16 protein-coding genes are annotated in these 19,711 nt (G+C 66.3%); 6 read left to right on the top strand and 10 right to left on the bottom strand.

Features of this window, described 5'->3' with window-relative positions; genetic code table 11:
- Positions 1-57: 57 nt before the first annotated feature.
- From ICJ04_RS01915 to ICJ04_RS01905, 3 genes are read left to right on the top strand one after another with little or no spacing between them, the layout of a single operon-like run.
- Complete coding sequence (locus ICJ04_RS01915) at positions 58-1,038, top strand: mitochondrial fission ELM1 family protein (protein ID WP_188325882.1); 981 nt, start codon at positions 58-60, stop codon at positions 1,036-1,038.
- A 20-nt stretch (positions 1,039-1,058) separates the two neighbouring features.
- Positions 1,059-1,898, top strand: coding sequence for a DUF2145 domain-containing protein (locus tag ICJ04_RS01910; protein WP_188325881.1), 840 nt, complete (start codon positions 1,059-1,061; stop codon positions 1,896-1,898).
- 24 nt (positions 1,899-1,922) lie between these two features.
- The gene (locus ICJ04_RS01905) at positions 1,923-2,432 is read left to right on the top strand and encodes a hypothetical protein (protein WP_188325880.1); all 510 of its coding nucleotides are present in this window, start codon (positions 1,923-1,925) and stop codon (positions 2,430-2,432) included.
- Between the two features lie 61 nt (positions 2,433-2,493).
- Here ICJ04_RS01905 and ICJ04_RS01900 read toward each other — a convergent pair whose 3' ends face one another.
- Positions 2,494-3,408 (bottom strand): transposase, encoded by a 915-nt coding sequence (locus ICJ04_RS01900; RefSeq protein WP_188325879.1) that lies wholly within the window; start codon positions 3,406-3,408, stop codon positions 2,494-2,496.
- Positions 3,409-3,820: 412 nt separating this feature from the next.
- Here ICJ04_RS01900 and ICJ04_RS01895 point away from each other — a divergent pair, with 412 nt between their 5' ends.
- Positions 3,821-4,372: a queuosine precursor transporter gene (locus tag ICJ04_RS01895; protein ID WP_188325878.1), complete on the top strand. Its 552-nt coding sequence runs from the start codon at positions 3,821-3,823 to the stop codon at positions 4,370-4,372.
- Between the two features lie 160 nt (positions 4,373-4,532).
- Here ICJ04_RS01895 and glnE read toward each other — a convergent pair whose 3' ends face one another.
- Positions 4,533-7,343, bottom strand: coding sequence for a bifunctional [glutamate--ammonia ligase]-adenylyl-L-tyrosine phosphorylase/[glutamate--ammonia-ligase] adenylyltransferase (gene glnE, locus ICJ04_RS01890; protein WP_188325877.1), 2,811 nt, complete (start codon positions 7,341-7,343; stop codon positions 4,533-4,535).
- Between the two features lie 381 nt (positions 7,344-7,724).
- Here glnE and ICJ04_RS01885 point away from each other — a divergent pair, with 381 nt between their 5' ends.
- The gene (locus tag ICJ04_RS01885) at positions 7,725-9,239 is read left to right on the top strand and encodes an acetyl-CoA hydrolase/transferase family protein (RefSeq protein WP_188325876.1); all 1,515 of its coding nucleotides are present in this window, start codon (positions 7,725-7,727) and stop codon (positions 9,237-9,239) included.
- A gap of 120 nt (positions 9,240-9,359) precedes the next feature.
- Positions 9,360-10,085 carry a hypothetical protein gene (locus tag ICJ04_RS01880; protein ID WP_188325875.1) on the top strand — a complete coding sequence of 242 codons (726 nt, stop codon included), beginning with the start codon at positions 9,360-9,362 and terminating at the stop codon, positions 10,083-10,085.
- Between the two features lie 114 nt (positions 10,086-10,199).
- Here the strand turns inward: ICJ04_RS01880 and ICJ04_RS01875 are convergent, their stop codons facing one another.
- The 8 genes from ICJ04_RS01875 to ICJ04_RS01840 form a co-directional block, all read right to left on the bottom strand.
- Entirely contained in the window at positions 10,200-11,564 is a 1,365-nt protein-coding gene (locus ICJ04_RS01875) for a VOC family protein (RefSeq protein WP_188325874.1), read from the bottom strand.
- A 75-nt stretch (positions 11,565-11,639) separates the two neighbouring features.
- Positions 11,640-12,131 (bottom strand): hypothetical protein, encoded by a 492-nt coding sequence (locus ICJ04_RS01870; protein ID WP_188325873.1) that lies wholly within the window; start codon positions 12,129-12,131, stop codon positions 11,640-11,642.
- Positions 12,132-12,162: 31 nt separating this feature from the next.
- On the bottom strand, positions 12,163-12,915 hold the full coding sequence (locus tag ICJ04_RS01865; protein ID WP_223202961.1) for an HAD family hydrolase: 753 nt from the start codon (positions 12,913-12,915) through the stop codon (positions 12,163-12,165).
- Positions 12,916-13,261: 346 nt separating this feature from the next.
- A complete protein-coding gene (locus ICJ04_RS01860; RefSeq protein ID WP_188325871.1) occupies positions 13,262-13,687 on the bottom strand; it encodes an EF-hand domain-containing protein in 426 nt (141 codons plus the stop codon).
- Positions 13,688-13,904: 217 nt separating this feature from the next.
- Positions 13,905-14,282, bottom strand: coding sequence for a hypothetical protein (locus ICJ04_RS01855; RefSeq protein WP_188325870.1), 378 nt, complete (start codon positions 14,280-14,282; stop codon positions 13,905-13,907).
- 58 nt (positions 14,283-14,340) lie between these two features.
- Positions 14,341-15,054, bottom strand: a complete 714-nt coding sequence (locus ICJ04_RS01850) for a M15 family metallopeptidase (protein ID WP_188325869.1) — start codon at positions 15,052-15,054, stop codon at positions 14,341-14,343.
- Entirely contained in the window at positions 14,987-16,468 is a 1,482-nt protein-coding gene (locus ICJ04_RS01845) for a serine hydrolase (RefSeq protein WP_223203029.1), read from the bottom strand. The genes ICJ04_RS01850 and ICJ04_RS01845 overlap by 68 nt, the downstream gene beginning before the upstream one ends.
- Positions 16,469-16,651: 183 nt before the next feature.
- On the bottom strand, positions 16,652-19,678 hold the full coding sequence (locus ICJ04_RS01840) for a TonB-dependent receptor (RefSeq protein WP_188325867.1): 3,027 nt from the start codon (positions 19,676-19,678) through the stop codon (positions 16,652-16,654).
- Between the last annotated feature and the right edge of the window lie 33 nt (positions 19,679-19,711).

Below are 19,711 nucleotides of genomic sequence, written 5' to 3'. Positions count from 1 at the left end.
CGAGGCAGTGTAGAGTGTCGCGTCTGTTGCAACACCCAGCAGGGTTGAAACGAATTAATGCCAATCGTGCAACGATCGAGTGCGCCCTCGACGATTACCGATGGCCGCGCCGGCAATGTCCGCCAGGCCGTGGCACTGGCCGGTGCCTTGCGTCTGGGCACCCATCAGCCGCTGACACTCGCGCCACGCGCACCGTGGCGCTGGCTGTCGCCACGCCGCCTGCCCGGTGACGCGCAGGGCTATGGAACGGCCTTCGCAGCGCTGGCTGCGACACCTCCTGCGTTGGCGATCGGCTGTGGACGCCAAGCCGCCGGTGCCCTGCGGGTGCTGCGCGCACGCGGCAGCCAGGTCGTGCAGATCCTGGACCCGCGCATCAATGCACGCCATTGGGACCTGGTGGTCGTGCCCGAGCATGACGCCCTGCGCGGCAGCAATGTGCTGACCCTGCTCGGCAGCCTCAACCCGGTCGACGACGACTGGCTGTCGTTGGGGCGGGCAGCGTTCGCTGACTTCGGCAGCCTGCCCGGGCCACGTACGGCCTTGCTGGTGGGGGGGCCGACGGCGCATGCGGCATGGACCGAGGACGCCATGCGCACGGTGTTCGAGCAGGTAGCGTCGCAGCTGCGCAGCGAGGGCGGCAGCCTGCTGGCCACGACGTCGCGCCGCACGCCGCCGGCACTGTCCGATGCGCTGCGCGCGACCTTCGCCGATGTGCCCCACGTGATCTGGGGCGATGGCGGCGATGGCGTGAACCCGTACGCCGGCCTGCTGGGCTGGGCCGACCGGGTGGTGGCATCGCCGGATTCGGTGAATCTGTTGTCTGAAGCCTGCGCCACGCGGCTGCCGGTGATGGTGGCGCTGGGTGATGTAGTGCAGGTTCGCCTGGCCCGCTTCCACCGTGCCTTGCAGGAACGTGGCCGGCTGCAGCCGCGCTGGCTGGACTGGTCACACGGCCCTATCGCGCCGCTGCGCGAGACCACGCGCGTGGCCGCGGAGGTGAAACGGCGACTGGGCGTGGGCGCCCCGCTGCCCCGGTGACCGTCTATCATCGGCGGCACATGGAACGTCTCGCTTTTTACCTCGCCCTGCTGCTGCTCCTTGCCCCGGCGTCTGCCTGGGCCGACAGCGGCACCTGCCGCGAGCGCTACCCCAGCCCGGCCGCCGAAGCGGCGATGTTCGACATGGCATGGACCACGGCCGAGCAACTGGAAGCGCTGCCGGACGTCGACATCGTGGTCGCCGCACGCGGTGGCCAGGACCTGAGCCGCTACGGCCTGCGCCACAGCCATCTGGCCTTCCTGCTGCGCGAAGCCGATGGACGCTGGCGCGCGGTGCACCTGCTCAACCGTTGCAAGACCGACCGTTCGCAGCTGTACCGCGAAGGGCTGGCCAACTTCATCGGCGAAACCGGTGGCCACACCGACCTGCGCATCGGCATCCCTGATGCGCCCCTGCGCGCGCGGTTGAAAGCGCTGCTGCAGCCGCCCGCCCGCACCGCGCATGCGCTGCACGAGCCGCGCTACAACGCGGTGGCCTATCCGTTCCGTACCGAGTTCCAGAATTCCAATGGCTGGGTGCTGGAGGTGCTGGCGGTGGCGATGGCAAGCGCCGACGGTACCGCGCCGCTGCAGGATCGCACGCAGGCGCAGGACTGGCTGAAGACCCACGACTACCGGCCCAGCGTGCTGCACATCGGCTTGGGCAAGCGGTTGGGCGCGCGCCTGTTCGTGGCCAATGCCACCACGACCGACCATCCCGCCGGTGAGCGGGTGTCGGGCAATTACTCGGTGGTGACGGTGGAATCCGTGTTCGACTTCCTGCGCGTGCGACGCCAGCTGCAACAGGACCTTTCGATACCGCATGTCGCCGTGGCAGGCGCTGCCCCGGTCGCGCCCTGACCCTTTCCGTACCTGGAGACACGCATGTCCCGTACCTTCGCCACACCCGCCCTGGCCTTGCTGCTTGCGGCCACCACCGTATTCACTCCACGCGCCCACGCCGGCGGCGGGGACCTCAACAGCAGCGAGGCCGGCGTGCTGGTGTCGATGGTGCTGACGCTGTCGATCCCGCTGGCCGCGTCGGTGGGGTTGGTGGAATTGTCGAAGGCGCCGTTCAAGGCCAGCGAGCAACGCAGCGCCCGCAAACGCGTGCCGGCCAAGCCGCTGCCGCCGATGGAAGTCAAAGAAGTCACCACTGACGCGCAGGGCTGCAAAGTGCAACTGCAGGTGCCGGGCAATGCAGAGCAGACCGCCACGCTGCAATGGCCGGCGCGGCAGGACAACCCCGGTGCAGCCTTCGCCGTCGGCGAGACCGTGGCCTTCGTGCCGACACCCGCCGGAGCGGGCTGGAACGTGACCGATGGGGCCGGGAAGACGCTGGCTTACGTCCCCACCGAGTACGCCGCCGCGGACAACCTCACCGGCACGTGGTGACGCAAGGGCGGTAGAGCCGGCCTCGGTCGGCTTCCCAGAGCCCACGGTAGCAACTGTGTTGTCAGGCGGAGGCCATCATGGCCTCCGCGTCGCGTTTGCGGGCATTCAGGATGACCAGCATTTTGCGCATGACGGCAACCAGGGCAACTTTCCCCGGCTTGCCTTTTGCTTTCAGGGATTTAAAGAAGTTACGTAATTGCGGCTCATATCGGCAGGCTGACAAGGCGGCCATGTAGAGCGCTTGTCGTACGACCGCGCGGCCGCCCGTGATGCGTCGATGCCCCTGCCAGGAGCCGCTCTCGCGGTTCATGGGGGCTACGCCGACCAAGGCGGATATCGCCTTGCCACTCAGCTTTCCCAGCTCTGGCAGTTCACAAGCAAGCGTGGTCATCACAACGGTGCTCACGCCTTTCATCTCCACCAAGCTGTTCCAACTGGGCTGATTCCTGAGCTGTTCGGCGATTGCCTTGTCCAGCACGCGGATCTGCTCGTCCAAGTACTCCAGTTGGCTGTTCATCATCACCTGGAGAACTGGCTCGCTGAATGCACGCATGCGCTGCTTTTCACTGCTACGCATCTGCACCAGATGACGCCGGCGCAGTGAAAATTCAGCTAGTTTTCGCTGCCAAGGCGCTACTGGTGTATATCGAGTGTGCTTCAACAGGTGTGCCATCTGGGCCAGCACCATCGCATCGATCCGGTCCGTTTTAGCCAGCTGCCCAGTGGCTTTGGCGAAGCTACGCGCCCTGCCTGGATTGATCCGCACCATTGGCAGGCCGGCCTCATGAAGCGCATCCAGGGCTGCCTGCTCGTAACCTCCGCTCGCTTCAAGCACGACCTGCTTGGCCGGCCACTTCTGCAGCCAGCGAACCAATGCTTCAAAGCCGCGCTTGCTGTTGCTGAAGTGGCGGAACTGCTGCTCGTGCACGGCAACGTCCAGACGGTCCTTACTTACGTCGATCCCGATCCCAAACATGGCAATCTCCGGTACGCTGACAGGGTCGAGAGCTCCCCCCGCTTGCCCAGTCTTATCATTACGAGCGCCAACTCGATCAACTGTTCGGGCGGATCAGGGAGAAGACCGGCGCGGGGATCCTTGCTACCAAGCGATCGCGAAGACCTAGAGCCGAACGGTCGCCCGCGCCGGGCTCTCGGCACCTAAAGTGCCAGATCTCGAAGAGATAAGAGCCGACTTCAGTCGGCTTCCCAAACCAGCGGTAGAGCCGGCTTCAGCCGGCTTCCCACCGCAGCCGACTGAAGTCGGCTCTACCCCAAGCAGCCGACCGCGACGCGTTACCGGCGCCCTGACTATGCTGTTCAGGCGCTGCTGGCAGCGCGCTGCCCGGGGGCGGATAATGCGCGCCTTCCTTTCTGCCTCCTGGCTCGCCATGTCCGCGCGTCCCGCCCCCGCTTTTGCTCCGATGACCGTCCGCGCGCTGCTGCTGGCGGTGTTGGCCATGGGCGCGGTGGTGCTGGGCTCGAACGTGCTGGTGCAGTACCCGATCAACGACTGGCTGACCTGGGGTGCGTTCAGCTATCCGGTCGCGTTCCTGGTGAGCAACCTGATCAACCGCCGCTTCGGCCCAGGCCCTGCCCGCCGGGTGGCGTGGGCCGGTTTCGCGCTGGCGGTGGTGCTGTCGTTCTGGGTGGCGACGCCGCGCATCGCCGTGGCCTCGTGCTCCGCCTTCATCGTGGCGCAGTTGCTGGACATCACCGTCTTCGACCGATTGCGCCGCGGCAGCTGGTGGCGGGCCCCGATGGTGGCCACCACCTGCAGTGCGACGGTGGATACCACGATTTTCTGGAGCATCGCCTTCGCCGGTTCCACGCTGCCGTGGGTGAGCTGGGCGCTGGGCGATCTGGCGGTAAAGCTGGCGATCGGCATCTGCCTGCTGGCCCCGTTCCGCGCGCTGCTGTGGAAGATGGCCCCGGCGCGGTGATGTGCGTGCCGCAGCCATGCTGTGGCGGGCTGTTGGGTCTGGTAGAGCCGACTTTAGTCGGCTGCTGTGAGCGAAGCCGACTGAAGTCGGCTCTACCAGAGCGAAGGCAGAAGCGAAGCCGACTGAAGTCGGCTCTACCCTAACCGGTTTTCCTGACGGGTTACCGCCCTGTGGGCGCGTCGAATGGCAGGCCTGCTGCGTCGCAGGCGTGGCGGATGAGGGCGCGGGCTTCGTCCAGTGCGTCGCTGGGCGGTGCGGTGCGGGGGCGGCGATCAAGGGTGCAGGCCAAGCCCAGCTCCAGCAGCGTGGCATGCGCGGTCTGCAGGCCGGCGGCGCGGTCTGCCGGCAACCATCCGGTGGCGGCCAGTGCATCGATCAGTCCGCGGGTATCGCGTGGCTGCAGCAGCGTGGGATGGTCGGCTGCCTGACCCAGCACGCCCGCCTGCAGCAGGAACTCCAGATCGACCACGCCACCGGCCCCCTGCTTCAGGTCCATGCGCGCGGCGTCGCTACGATCCAGTTCGGCGCGCATGCGCTGGCGCATCTTCACGATATCGGCGTGCAAGGCCGCACGATCACGTGGGCGACCCACGGTCTGAGCGCGCACCGCTTCAAACGCAGCCAGCAGCTCGGCATCGCCGGCCACGCCGCGTGCACGCACCAAGGCCTGATGTTCCCAGGTCCACGCGCGCTCACGCTGGTACTCGCGGTAACTCGCCAGCGAAGACACCAGCGCGCCCTTGCCGCCGTCCGGACGCAGCCGCACGTCGATGTCGTACAGGCGTCCTGCGGCCGTCACTGCACCCAGCAGCGCCATCACTTTCTGCGCCAGCCGTGCATACCAGCGACCGGGTTCCAGCGGGCGGGCGCCGTCGCTGGTTTCCACATCAGCCGGATGGTCATGCAGGAACACCAGGTCCAGGTCCGAACCGAAGCCGAGTTCCAGACCGCCCAGGCTGCCGTAGCCGATGATCGCGAAGCGGCCACCGGCAATTTCGCCGTGCGCCGCCCGCATGTCCGCCTGCGCGAGCTGCAGCACGGTATCGACCACGACCTGCGCCAGTTCGGCCAGTTGCCGCGTGGTATCCACTGCCCCCTGGCGACCATCCAGGCTGGCCATGGCCATGCGGAAACTCAGCGCCAGACGAAGCTCGTTGAGCCAACGCAGCGCCGATTCGGGATCTTCCACCTTGCGCACCTGCGCGCACTCGGCCTGTATCTCTTCAAAGGTCGGCAACGGTCCGGACACGCGTACATCCAGCAGCTCATCCAGCAGCAGGGGGTACGCTTCCAGCCGCTCGGCCAACAATGCGCTGCGTGACAGCACGTCCACCAGCCGCGCCATCGAACTGGGCTGCTCATCCAGCAGCGCCAGGTAACTGGTGCGCCGCAGGATCGCCTGCAGCAGCCCAAGCACGCGCTTCAACGCCGCGTCGGGTTGCGGTGAACGTGTCGCGGAATGCAGCAAGGCGGGCAGCACGCGATCCAAACGCGTACGGGCGCCGTCGGACAGCGATTTCACACCGGATGATTGCGCGAAGTCGCGCAGCATCTGGTCTGCCCCGTTGGCATCGACGAAGCCCGCATCGACCAGCAGTTGCGCGTCGCCGTGCTCAGGCAATCCCCGCCAGTAGCTGGCGACGGCGTCCGGGGCCGCCTTGCCTTTGCGCGGTGCCAACAACGCCGCGAATTCGGTGCTGACGCGTGCCTGCTGCACGGCCAGCGCATCGCGCAGGCTGTCGAAGTCCGGGTAGCCCAGTCCAACGGCGATGCGCAGCCGCTCCAACGGATCGGCCGGCAGCACATGCGTCTGCGCGTCGCGCAGCATCTGCAGGCGGTTCTCCAGGCGACGCAGGAACAGATAGGCCTCGCGCAAGGCCGCGCCATCATCGGCGGCGATCTGCCCGGCATCGATCAGGGCAGCGAGTGCATGCAGCAGCCGACGCTCGCGCAGCACCGGCTCGCGGCCGGCGCGGATCAACTGCAGCGCCTGACACAGGAACTCGATCTCGCGGATACCGCCTGCGCCGCGCTTGATGTCGTCGTGCATGTCACGGCGCGCCACTTCGGCGGTGATCGCCGCCTTCATGTCACGCAGGCCGTCCAGTGCGGTGAAATCCAGGTAACGGCGGTAGACGAAGGGCCGCAGCGACGTCAGCCAGTCTTCGCCGGCGGCGATGTCACCGGCCACCGCGCGCGCCTTCAGCCAGGCGTACCGCTCCCAGTCGCGGCCCTCGCGTTGGAAGTACTGGTCCATCGCGGGGAAGGACAGCGCCACCCGCCCGGCCCGGCCGAACGGTCGCAGGCGCAGGTCCACGCGGTGGCTGAAGCCATCGGCGGTGGTGTCGTCCAACAGCTTGGCCAGGCGTTGGCCGAGCCGCGCGAAATACTCTTCTGCTGCCAAGGGGCGCGCGCCGTCGGATTCGCCCCGCTGCGTGAAGGCGTAGACCAGATCGACGTCGGAGCTGAAGTTGAGCTCGCCGCCGCCGAGTTTGCCCAAGCCGAAGACCACCAGGCGTTGGGCCTGGCCGTCTTCATCGCGCACTATGCCGTGGCGGGTGGCGAACTCCTGTTCCAGCGCCTCCAGCGCCCGTTGCAGGCAGTGCTCGGCCAGCAGGGTGGCGCCGGCGAGCGTCTGCTCGACCGTATCCAGCCCGGCGAGGTCCCGCCACACCAGACGCGTGGACATCGCTGCACGGTAACGCCGCAGCAGGCCGGGCCACTCGCCCGGCTGCGCCGGATCCAGGACAGGCAGCGGCAGCGGCGGGCAATCGGGCTGCGCCAGGTGGGCGAGCAGCGTGGGCTGACGGCACAGCGTGTCGATGGCGAAATCGCTGGTAACAGCGAGCTGGCGCAGGAACGGGGCCAGGTCTGCGGGAATCGGGGCGCCCTGTGCGGTTACCAGCCGCGCCATGGCGCGATCAACCAGGGGCAGAAGGGCATCGGGGAGCGGCGCGACGATCTGGGTCATCGCATGATTGTAGAGCCGACTTCAGTCGGCTGGTCGCGTGCGGAGCGTCAATCGGCTTGTCGCGTACGGCGCGTCGGGTAGAGCCGGCTTCAGCCGGCTGGTCGCTTACCGCAGCCGAAGCGCCGGCGCCTATTCAGGTGTAACCTGCAGACGTAAAAAAGCCCGCTTGCAGCGAACTGCCAGCGGGCTCTGCTCCCTCCCCCACGTCGGGATGCAGGTCCATCGTGCCGGTTGCAAAAGCAACTTGCACGCTGCACTGCAAAACAATACTGGCAGGTACAGAAGCGTTCAGGTGCCGCAGCGCCATCCCACCAAGGTCGCAGGCCCCATACGGGTGGGTTTGGCCGATAATCGGACTTTCCCCCACGAAACATCGTCGTCATGTCTGTAGATCGCATCGCCAACGCGCGTCTCCGTGACCGCGTGGTCTCTGCCGAGGCCGCAGCCGCGCTTATCCAACCCGGTGAAACCGTGGCCATGAGCGGCTTCACCGGCTCCGGCTATCCCAAGGCCGTCCCCGTCGAGCTGGCCCGCCGCATCGAAGCGGTACACGCCCAGGGCCTGCCGTTCCAGATCAGCCTTATGACCGGTGCCTCCACCGCCCCGGAGCTGGACGGCGCACTGGCCAAGGCCGATGGCATCGCCATGCGCATGCCATTCCAGAGTGACCCGTACGCGCGCAACCAGATCAATGAAGGCAAGCTGGATTACATCGACATCCATCTCAGCCATGTGGCCCAGCACGTGTGGTTCGGTTTCTACGGTGACATCGACACGGCCGTGATCGAAGTGTCGGCCATCCGCGAGGACGGATCGCTGGTGCCCTCCACGTCGGTCGGCAACAACAAGACCTGGCTGGACCTGGCGAAGAAGGTGATCGTCGAGGTCAACGAATGGCAGCCGGCGGGCGTGGATGGCATGCATGACATCTACTACGGCACCGCGCTGCCGCCGCATCGCAAACCGATTCCACTGGTGCACGCCAACGACCGCATCGGCGAAACCGCGTTGCGCTGCGACCCGGACAAGATCGTCGCCGTGGTGCGTACCAACGGACCGGACCGCAACAGTCCGTTCAGTCCGATCGATGCGGCCAGCGAACAGATCGCCGCCTACCTGATCGACTTCCTGAAGCACGAGATCAGCAAGGGCCGCCTGCCGCCCAACCTGCTGCCGCTGCAGAGCGGTGTGGGCAACATCCCCAATGCGGTGCTGGCGGGCCTGGCCAAGAGTGGTTTCCGTGACCTCACCGCGTTCACCGAAGTCATCCAGGACGGCATGCTCGACCTGCTGCGCGATGGCGTGCTGAGCCATGCATCGTGCACCGGTTTCGCGCTGAGCCCGCAGGCCAACGAAACGTTCAAAGAGCACATCGATTTCTACCGCGAGCGCATCATCATGCGCACGCAGGAAATATCCAACCATCCCGAACTGGTACGACGGCTGGGCTGCATCGGCATGAACGGCATGATCGAGGCCGACCTGTACGGCAACGTCAACTCCACCCACGTAATGGGCTCGCGCATCATGAACGGCATCGGCGGCTCCGGTGACTTCGCGCGCAACGGCTTCCTGTCGGCGTTCCTCAGCCCGTCCACGGCGAAGAACGGCACCATTTCGGCCATCGTCCCGATGGTCAGCCATGTCGACCACACCGAGCACGATGTATCGGTGATCGTGACCGAACAGGGCCTGGCCGACCTGCGTGGCCTGCCGCCGCGCAAGCGCGCGCAGGTGGTAATCGACCGCTGTGCGCATCCGGATTTCCGTGCGCAGCTGCAGGATTACGTCGACCGTGCCAACCGGGACAGCTACGGCAAGCACACCCCGCACCTGTTGCCGGAAGCACTCAGCTGGCACCAGCGCTGGCTGGATACCGGCACGATGAAGGCGTGATGCGCTGAGCGCCGACACGGTGAGCGCAGGCTGAAAGCAGAGCAGCGCAGGATGGGATGTGCTGCAGTCATGGACATTCCCTTTCCCTGCATTCCCTCCGCGCACTCCGCGTTCGCTACCGTGTCAGCTCCTGCAACCGCTGATGCACTTCCCGTGGTCACCGTGCCGGCGACAGTGACCAACGCGGATGCAACCTCACACGTTGCCTTGGTGCCACGCTTGCTGAGGCTGGCACCGAGCGAGATCGGCAATGACCTGGTCGCCAGCCTGCGTCGGCGCTGCGCGAAAGCCGGTGCACCGCAGTTGATCGACGCCGGCCTGACCTTTATCCGTAGCCTGGATCAGAAGGAAACCGCGGTCTTCCTGCGCGCGACCAGCCTTGCACTCGCCGACGACACGCGGCTGGGCGCTGCGCTGGCAGCGGAGCGCGGACAGGCCAGTGCGCGCCGTCCGGATGCGCCTGCCCACCCGCTGACACCGCTGCTGCAGGAATACGTGGACTCACTCAACGGGCTGCGGCGCGCGATGGCCGACAACGGGATGGTGATGGACGGGACCTACGGCTTCACTACATTTTCCAAGTACTGCCTGGAGCGCATCCACACGGCGGAAAAGCACTATGTCGCCGCCACCGTGGTGGATGAGTGCCTGCACTGGCAGCGGGGGGCACGTCAGGCGATCAGCGGTCCCGACGCGCGGATGTGGGCGGTCTGCGGCAAAGACCCGTTGGGGCCGGTAGGCGTTGCGTTTGCCCTGCACGAACGGACCCGTGATGCGGAGCCTGTGCTGCGAGAGCTGCGCCAGTTTCATACATGGTCCCTGCCGTTTGTGCCCCGCAGCGCCTGACGCGCGCGTTACCTGGAAGCGCGTGCCGTGCGCTGTGCGGGCAATGCGCAATTCCCTGTCAGCTGACGAACGCCATGCCTACCCTGTGATCCGGCACCCATCGCGTTGAGACGGTCACGCCCGCAATGACGCGAGCGAGTCGTCCTGCAGCTGCTGGTACAACGCGAATTCGTCATGCACGCGCGCGCCCAGCGCTTCTTCAAATGCGCTGCGGTTCGCGTGTGCGGCATAGGCGCGTTGTTCGCCGCCGCCCAGGTTGGACTGGAAGATGCCCGCTGCGCTGACCGGCAGGAAGTCCTCATAGATGATCGGATCGGCGGTGGCCAGGCCTTCGGCGATCAGCCGCTCGGCCGGCAGGTCGGCGACACGTCCCGGCGCCGCGCGGCCGGCGTCGGTGAGCTGGTACCGATAGAAGCCCAGACCCTCGGCACGCAACGTGGCATGGTCGTCCGGGAAGCCGACAAACACGGCCTGCAGGCGCTGGCCGTAGTCAGCGCCCGTGCTGCCTGCCGCATCGGCTTCGCGGGCCTGCGTGAGCAGCTGGTCATACAGCGCGCGGCCCTTGTGGGTGAGGGCCAGCCCGCGCTGCTCGATCTCGCCGAAACGCGCGGTGTGGCTGCCAGCGCGACCGCCTTCGCCATCCGGGAAGTGCACCGGTTCCTCCAGCGCCTTGAAGCTGGTCTGCCGCAGCAGGATCGGACAGGCGCGCGGCGGGGGCCCTTCGATCACCGCCTTGGCGGCCATGCCGCGTTCGATCATCGCCGCCTGCGCTGCGTCGATATCCAGCGTACGCGGCGTGAGGTGGTTGATGTGCGGGCCGCGGAAGCTGACCACGTCGGCGATCAGGCGATGTGCCTCCTGCAGGGCGTGGTAGGTGTCCAGCGCCACGGTGGCGTCGCCGTGCCAGCGGAACGTTTCCAGCGCCTGCGCGACGAAGCGTTCGGCATCGGCGGCCGACAGTCCACCGTCGTGCTCGGCCTGTTCGATCAGCGCGAGCGCGTCATCGGTGAAGATGCGGCGACGTGCGAGGATCGCGGCAGCCTGCGCGCGCAGCGCGTCGTCTTCGATCAGCTCCAGGCGCAGCAGCGATGTGAAAACACGGAACGGATTGGCCGCCAGCGCAGCGGCGTCGGTGGGACGGAATGCCGTGGAGTGCACCGGCACGCCGGCCACGCTGAGATCGTAGTAGCCCACCGGCTGCATGCCCATCACCGCGAACAACCGACGCAGGGTGGAAAGCTCTTCGGCCGTGCCAACGCGGATGGCGCCGTGGCGCTCTTCATCCAGCCGACCGCGGCCATCGTTGCGCTGCAGCTGCGAGGCAAGTTCGGCATCGGTGTCCAGCACCTGTGCATTGATCTGCGCCACCAGATCGACCAGGTCGCCGTAGAGCGGCACTTCGGCGCGGTACATGCGGGACATCGCCTGCGCGAACAAGCGGCGGATGGCATCGGTTGACAGGAATTCAGAAGTGCTCATGGGGTATCCGGCAAGGAACTCGGAACAGGCGTTGAGCTGCATTGTCGCTGGGCCACCGTCGCTTGGGTAGCGCCGTCAGTTGCCCAGCTGGCGGCGCAGGGTGGCGTCCAGGGTGATCGGGCGGTCCCAATGGCGGAAGCTGGCCACGATGTCGTGGCGCACCGCGCGCCAGTGCAGGTTGTCCGGTGCTATCGGCAAGCGCTCGACCACGGCTTCCCAGCCCCCTTCCGGGTTCGCACTGAAAGCCCGCACCGTGTCGCGGCAACTGTGCTTGATTGCCTTGGCCCAGAAACAGGCGAAGTACACGTCGGCGGCGTGCCAGCCGTGGTTGTTGACCAGGGCGGCGGCGTAACCGCGATCCACGCCGCTGTAGCGCGACACCTCGTCCAGGAAGCTGTCCGGGTAGCGCTCGGCGTAATGGTTGATGTCGCTCAGCCAGGTGTCCACCCAAGCGTCGCCGGTCTGCACGGTGTAGGTGGCGGATTTCTCCGCGGTCTGCTGGGCCAACGTGATCGTCGGCACCAGCAGCGCGGACAGCAACAGCAGCAGGGTCAGCAGGCGGCTCATGCCCTGATTGTGACCCAGCGCGCCGCGCCTGTCAGGCCTCCCCGCCGCGGGCTGCGGTGGCCTTGGCCTCGATCGTGTCCAGTGCAGCCGGCCAGTCCCACGCGGTATCGGCGGTGACCATGCGCGGCTCGTCATCGGCCACGCCGTGCTCGGTTTCATGGGCCCAGGTGACAGCGTAGGGGGTATGCACGCCCCAGCCCCCGAGGGTCACCACTGGCTCGATATCCGAGCGCAGCGAGTTGCCGACCATCACGAACTGCGCGATCGGCAGGTCGAACTCGGCCAGCACGCGGGCGTAGGTTTCCGGGTCTTTCTCGGACACGATCTCGATGCGCGGGAAGAGATCGTGCAATTGCGCGACCTTGATCTTCGCTTCCTGATGAAACAGGTCGCCTTTGGTGATCAGCACCACGGGGTACTGCTCCGCGATCCTGGCGACCGACTCGCGCACACCCGCGATCAGCTCGACAGGATGACGCAGCGTGGCATGGCCGATGTCCAGCATGCGTTGGATATGCGCCGCACTGACGCGGCTGTCGGTGATCTCGATCGCCGCCTCGATCATCGAGAGCGTCATCGCCTTCACCCCATAGCCGAACACGGTCAGGTTCCGACGTTGCACCTCCAGCAAGTGCCGCGCGGTGTCGGTGTCGTGCACATCGATGTAGTGGGACAGCAGCTCGAGGTAATCCTGCTCGGCCTGACGGTAGAAATCCTCGCTCTTCCACAGCGTGTCGTCACCGTCAAAACCAACCAGGCCGATGGCGCGGTCGCGCGCAGTCATGGGGGTAGTCATCGGTGAAGAATAACAGGGGGGTGGGCGGGGCTCCGGATTTGCCTCTGGACGGGGCTGCGAATGCCCACTGGGGGATGCGGATGCGGATCTGGCTCTGGCTCTGGTTCTGGTAGAGCCGACTTCAGTCGGCTGTCGTCAGGCGGCGCGGCGGCAGAGCAGCCGACTGAAGTCGGCTCTGCCAAAAGCAAAGCAAAGCAAAGCCAAAGGAAAAGCAAAAGCAAAATCAAAAACCGCGACAACCAAGACCGCGAGCGAAATCTGAACTACCGGCGCCGGTCAGCCGGCCAGCATCCCGCGGTGCCGGCCGGAGCCGACACCGCAGAATAGGCTGGGATCAGTTGCCCTGTGCCGCGCCCGCTGCCTGCTGCGACTGCACGAAGGCCTTGTACTCATCGGCCGACAGCTCGCCGTCCTTGTTGGTGTCCGCCTGGTCAAAGACCTGGGCGAGTCCGGCGTTCACCTGCGCTTCGCTCTTGCTGAGGGTGCCGTTGCCGTCGGTATCGATGCTGGCCCACGTCTGGCCACCGCCACTGGCCTGTGCCGCGGCCTGCCCGGCGGCGTGGGTTGCCTGGTCGGCGGCATTGCCTGCTTCGGCGGCCTGGTTGCCCGCCGCTGCAGCGGCCTGCTGGGCCTGCACGGCCTGTGCCTGTGCATCCGCTGCGCGATCCTGTGCGGCGCTCTGCGCCATGGCCGGGAGGGCGAACACACTGCCAGCGGCGACAAGGAGGGCGATCAGCGGCTTACGGGTACGAATCGTCATTGGGTGGTCTCCTGAGGGAATGTTGCACGGCCATGTATTCCGTACGGGGCCTACGTTGGCAGCGCGTCGATGAATGCAAATTGGGTCGCAATCAGCACGAACACGGCGTGTTAACCACTCCCCGGAGGGCATCCGCTACCTGCTTGGTTAGCCAGCGGTGAGCGGAAAGTAAGGTGCGCATTCAGCGGGATGATTTTTAACCTGCAGCGAACATAAATCAGCCGGCATCGGGCGTTTCATCGACTGACCGCGAACTGAACAACAGCCATCCCAGGGCAACACCGGACAGGGCACCGATGATTTCCAGCATGACCCGACTGCCCAGTTCGTTCGGATCGTGGATGGTGGACAGGAAAAGACGCGCGTAGAACGGCGACTCCATCCGCACGATGCCCATGTAGAACAGCTTCCACATGTCGATGCCGGCCGCGATGACCACCGAGATACCGCTGGCCCAGCCCAATGCGGGACCGTGGGCCCAGCGCAGCGCGCGCGCGATGTGGTGGAAAAGGAAGTACACGAGCAGGCCGACCAGCAGGGCGATGCCCGCCGCTTCCAGCGTGCCCAGCAGACCGAAATGAAGGGGAAGGTTCATAGCGACAGTGTAAGGGGGCCGCAGGGCGTCAGACCGCGCGGTGGCGTGGAACCCGCGATCACTCCACGGGCACGTCGTACGCCGTCTGCGGATCCGGCTCGGGCTGGAACGTGAAGTGCCACCATTCCTTCGGATAATTGACGAAGCCCTCAGCGGCCATCGCCTGCTGCAGGCGTCGCCGGTTGGCCCGCTGCACGTCGTTGAGCCCGGTAGCGTCGGTATGTGCGCGGGCGCCGAAGAAGTCGAAGTCGGTGCCCAGGTCCAGCGGCGTGCAGCGTGCGGCGTCGCAACGCATCAGCCCCACATCCACGGTGGCGGCACGACTGTGGCCGGAACGCTCGGCGATGTAGCCGTCCGCAAACAGCTGCGATTTCTGCAGGTCGGGGTATTGCACCGCCTTGCGTGATGTCTCCCGGGGGTCCTGTGCCCAGGCCACGAAGGCCTGCACCGAACGCACGGGACGGTAGCAGTCGTACACCTGCAGCGCATGGCCTTGGCGGCGCAGCTGGTGCTCTACCTTGGCCAACGCGTCGGCAACGGCAGGCAGGAGATAACAGGCCGGACGCGCGTAGCCGGGCACGCGCTGGCCGGTGAAGTTGTTGGCCGTGGCATAGCGGATATCCAGCGCGATGCCGGGCGCCCGCGTACGGATCTCCACCAGGCCGGCTTCGGCCGTCGTCCGCGCAGGCGATACCGCCGGCGGCTCAGCGGCGTGGACGCTCGCGGTCAGGGCAAGCGCCAGTACGAGTGAAATGCAGGTCCTGGTAGTCATAGCTGAAGTCGATATCCGGATCGATGGCGCGCAGGTCCAGGGTGGGCACCGGGCCGGCAGTGGGCTGCAGCCATGCCTGCGCGGTGGGCTCCAGCGTATCCCAGCGCAGCACCCAGCGTGATCCGGCCTGCAGCACATCGGCCTGCAGCCGCGGGGACTTATCCACGCTGAAACGCAGCCGACCCTGCACCGGGCAGAGCGATGCGTCGCCCAGCCAAGGATCACGATAGCGGCCCTGTACGGCGTGCAACGCGGTTGCGGACGCGCGCGGTGCCGCGCGGGTGGCCGCCAGCGGATCGTCCGCCGCAGCGGGCGAAGGGTGCGCCTGTCCCAGTTTGTCCAGCCATCCCTCCACGCCCTGCGTGTCAGCGGGCGCGGTGTAGTGTTTCAGCGCCGCCTGCATCAAGGCAGTACGTGCATTCTCGCCTTCGCCGTTGATCAGCAGCACCACGCCCACCTTGCGGTCCGGCAGCAGGGCGAGCGAAGAATACATGCCGGACAGGGTGCCGGTGTGGGCGACTTTCCATTGCCCGTCCAGGTCGGACAGCCGCCAGCCATATCCATAGCCTGCAACGTGCGCGTTGTCCCAGCGCCGCTGCCGCTCACCCAGCGGCATCGGCATGTGCAGCGTCCACAACGCATTGCGCTGGGTGGCGTCCAGCCAGCCCGGGACGGCGTCCGGATCGAGCAGCACCTGCATCCAGCGCAGCATGTCATTCAACGAACAACGGATGCCGCCGGCCGCCATCGACGGTGCGTCCGGGTTGGTTTCCATGTCCGGCGCGACGACCACGTTGCGTCCCGCGCGGCGCACGTGGGGCTGGGCGACGTTGCCCACTGCCGTCGTAGACCAGGCACCCACCTGACAGCGGGTCAGGCCCAGGGGCTGGAACACCTGCTCGCGCATCAGCTGGTCATAGGGCTTGCCGCCCGCAGCCGCGGCGACTTCACCGGCTACGACATACATCAGGTTGTCATAGGCATACCCGCTGCGGAAACTGGTGACCGGCTTCAGGTGGGCCAGGCCGGCGATGATGTTCTGCCGTGTGAACTGGTTGGGCTCCGGCCACAGCATCAGGTCGCCTGCGCCGAGACCCAGCCCGCTGTTGTGGATCAGCAGGTCACGCACCTGCATCTGTTCGCCCACCCAAGGATCGAACAGGGTGAAGGACGGCAGGTGACGACGCACAGGATCGTCCCAGCGCAGGCGTCCCTGCTGCACCAGCCGTGCCAGCAACGCGGCGGTCATGGCCTTGCTGTTGGAGGCGATCTTGAACAACGTGTCGTCGTCGATGCGCGCACCCGTGGCGTCGCCGCGCCGCCCTTCCGCGCGGCGGTAGACGACGTCGCCATTTTCCACCACGCCCATGGCGAGACCGGGCAACTGCTCGCGCTGCACCGTGCGCTCGAACATGGCGTCAAACGGCGATGATGCGAGCGCGAGCAGCAGCAGCGGTTGGAACATGGCGGGCAACCCTTCAAGAATGGATCCGTAGCGCCGAGCCATGCTCGGCGAGCGCAGCGGCCGGGGCAACCGATTGACGGCCAGCGGCCGTCATTACCGGATACCTGACGGCCAGCGGCCGTCACTACCTTCCTAGAAGTTCCAGGCCACCACCAGCTGCGCATAGCGCGGTGCCTGCCAACGCGTGCCCGTGTTGAACGTCGCTTCGCGGTACACGCCGGGCTGGCTCTCGTAGCGCTGGTGCACGTTGATCACGGTCTGGTTGTTGAACAGGTTGTACACCGACAGGCGCGCGCTCAGGTCGATGCCGTCCACCGGCAACCGCCAGGTCACGTTGGCCCCCATGGTCCAGGTCCACGGCAGGCGACCGAAGGCGCCGCGCGCGGTGGGTTCGAACACGCGCTGGTCGACGGGGCCGGCACAGTTGGCCACGCACAGCCAGCCGGTGCCGCCGCCGCTGCCTTCGCTGGAGGTGCTGCCCCCGGCCACGGTGTCACCCGGCCACATCACGCCGAAGGCGGTGATGGGGCCACCGGACTGCACCTGCAGCGTGGTACCGAACGACCACTGCTCGTTCAAGGCATAGGCGGCGCGGAACTTGAACTGATGGCGGAAGTCGTTGAACAGCACGCCATAGCGTTCGTTGTTCGACGGGTGGTCCCAATGCTGGACCATGCCGGTGTCACCGTAGTTGGTGTCCGAGTTGACCGGCCCTTCGAAGTTGCCTTCGCTCTTGGCCCACAGGTAGGACGCGTTGAACATCCACTTCTCGTCCCATGCGCGGTCCAGCTGGAACTCCAGCGCCTTGTAGGTGCGCTTGGGCTTGGAATACCCCACCACCTCGCCACTGCCGCCCTTGCGGTAGCCGCTGTTGGCCGTATCGATGGTGATCCAGCCCTCTTGGGCGCACCCTATGCTGGAATCCCCCCAGATGGTCAGGCTTTCGCCGGGGTTGGCGATCGGCCACAGCGTGCTGCCGGTCGGCCCGCACGGCGTGTAGTTCAGGCGCATATCGTCCAGTGCACGCGTCATCCTGCGATAGGTGGCGTTGACGCCCCACGACCACGCCTGGTCGATCATGGTCTGGAAGCCAAGGATGTATTCGTCCTGGTAGACCGCCTTCAGGTCTTTGTCCACGCTCTGCCGCAGATCGGCCGCACCGGTGTTCATGCGGGTATCGGTCGGCCCCACCTGTTGGCCGATGATCGGCGCCATGTAGGGTGCGCCGGTCACCGGGTTGCTCTGCTGCTGCCAGCCGTTGAGCACGTAGTAACTGTATTCGTCGGTGAGCCCACCGGCGAAGTTGACGTTGATGTTGTTGGTCACCGGCAGGTAATAGCGTCCCGCGTTGCCGAAGATCTTCGTGCTGCCGTCGCCCTTCACGTCCCACGAGAAGCCGACGCGCGGCGCGATCAGATCGTCCATCTTGATGAAGGCATCGCCATCGGCGGTGCGGTTCTCGAACCGATCCCAGCGCACGCCCAGGGTGAGCATCAGGGTCGGGGTGACGTTCCAGATGTCTTCGACATACAGCGCATTGGCTTCGGTTTCGAAGGTGCCGCCGGATACGCGGTTGCGGGCACGCAGCATCTGCATCACACCCGGCGGCACGAAGGCACCGGCGCCGTCCCACACCTCGTCACCGGCGCGCGCTGCATAAGCGGTGTAGGTCATCTGGCTGGGGCCGGGATAGCGGGTGGACTGCTCGGTGGTCATCAGCTCGCGGTCGATGCCGAAGCGCAGCAGGTGGGTACCCAGGGCCCATTCGAAATCCAGGCGCGCGGCATCGCGGGTATCGTCGCGCTCGGCGATGGCGGTACCGGTGGGGTGGCAGCCGGCACGCAGTCCATTCAACTGGCCCAGGTAAGGTGCGTACGTGGCATCGGTGAACACCGCATCGCAGTACAGATCCAGCGTCGAGTTGGAGAAGGCGCGCTGGTTGTTCTGGCCGACCATCGCCTTGGCGGTGAAGTTCTCGCCGAAGCGGCCGGTATACGTGGCCGACCAGTTCTTGCCACCGCCGTCGGTCAGCGTGTCACCGCCCCATTGCCCGAGCGTCTGCGTCTCCCAGTTGTAGCCGGACGACGCCTGCGTGGTTTCGGTTTCGTCGGAGAACGCCAGCAGTTCCAGGGTGTGGTTGTCGGTGATGTTCCAATCCAGCTTGGCCCCCCAGAAGTCGTCGTCGCCCTTGTTGTCGAACCAGGTGCGCCCGTCGGATGCCGTGTTGTTGCCGTGGGTATCGCGCTTTTCATACATCGCGAACAGGAACAGCCGGTCTTTCACCAGCGCACCGGAACCCCACACGTTGGTCTTGGTGAACGAGGTGGCATCGGTGCTGGCATAGGCGTGCGGCGAACCGTCGCGATGGAAATGGTCGCGTGCCGACGAGCGCCACGCGCTGGGCTCGAAGGTGACTTCGGCGCCTCCCTCGAACTCGTTGCTGCCGGAACGGGTCACGGCATTGATCACGCCACCGGTGGAGCGGCCGAACTCCACGGAGTAGCCGCCGGTCTTGACCTGGAATTCCTGGAAGAAACCGAACGGCGCGCTGGAGAAGCCGCGACGGGTGTACATGTCGGTGACGTTGAGGCCGTTGATGTAGACCGCGTTTTCCGCCACTGACGAACCCGCAAAGGACAGCCCACCGAACGATGAGTTGCCGCCGACCACACCCGGCGCCAGCAGCGCCACGGCGGACAGGTCCTGGGCCACCGGCAGCCGCGAAATCTCCTGCCGGTTGACGTTGAACGAGGTCTCGGTGGAATACACGTCCACCCGGTTGATGACCCGCGACCCGACCACCTGCAGGGCATCGAGATTGACCACGCCGCCACCGCTGGCCAGGTTCACCGTGGTGGTGCCGCCCACGGCCACGCTGACGCTGACCGGTTCGCCTACTGCCGCGCCGTCGCGGCTGAGTTGCAGCGTGTAGTCACCCACGGGCAGCTGGCCAAGGCGGTAGCTGCCATCGCGTGCTGCCGTGGCGGTGCGGGTCAGGCCGGTGCCGCGGCTGACCACGGTCACCTGGTCGCCCGCCGTCGCCCGGCCGGCAACCGCGCCGGATACGTTCTGTGCCGATACCACGCTGGGCATCATCATGCCCAGGCAGGTCCCAAGTGCGACGCAGAGCGCCGCACGCTTCATGCTGATTGCCTTCATCCCCTGCTCTCTCCTGCAGAAATTGAACGGTGT

The sequence above is a fragment of the Stenotrophomonas sp. 169 genome, assembly GCF_014621775.1.
In the GTDB taxonomy this organism is placed as follows: domain Bacteria; phylum Pseudomonadota; class Gammaproteobacteria; order Xanthomonadales; family Xanthomonadaceae; genus Stenotrophomonas.
This window is presented reverse-complemented; position numbering and strand designations above follow the sequence as displayed.